Consider the following 562-nt stretch of genomic DNA (forward strand, 5'->3'; position numbering starts at 1 on the left):
ATACGCCTTGGCGCTGTTTAGCCACAGTAATTAGCCTTTGGTTAACTAAAAGCTGCAGGCAGGTTGCCAGTTGGTAGTTATCCACCCCCAACTGTTGCAGGCGAATAATGGCGCTCATGGCTGCACTTGCATGTAAAGTAGCAAATACCAAATGGCCAGTTTGTGCCGCTTGTACGGCAATATGAGCGGTTTCTGCATCGCGAATTTCTCCTACCATTAATACATCCGGATCTTGGCGCAACAAAGCACGTAGAGCGGTGGCGAAAGTTAAACCAATACTGGGCTTAATGGGTACTTGGTTTACGCCAGCTAGGGCAACTTCAACTGGGTCTTCCACAGTGGCAATGTTTTTGCTTTGTGCTGCAAGAATTTGCAGCATGGCATATAAGGTGCGCGTTTTACCGCTGCCGGTAGGGCCGGTAACCAGAATAAGGCCTTCCTGCAGTTGGAGCGCGCGTTCCGCTTGTTGCAGTTGCTGTGGCAGCATACCGAGCTCGGTAAGTGGCAGCGCCTGTTGGTGGGTTAATTGCAACCGCAGCACCAGCTTTTCTCCGCGTAACGT

At 51.1% G+C, this 562-nt stretch carries 1 protein-coding gene; it reads right to left on the reverse strand.

Going from position 1 to position 562, the window contains the following annotated elements:
* Positions 1–532 (reverse strand): GspE/PulE family protein (locus VT06_RS17185; RefSeq protein WP_235357473.1); only part of this gene is annotated, 532 nt, incomplete at its 3' end.
* Between the last annotated feature and the right edge of the window lie 30 nt (positions 533–562).

The sequence above is a fragment of the Arsukibacterium sp. MJ3 genome (assembly GCF_000987765.1).
Lineage (GTDB): Bacteria > Pseudomonadota > Gammaproteobacteria > Enterobacterales > Alteromonadaceae > Alishewanella.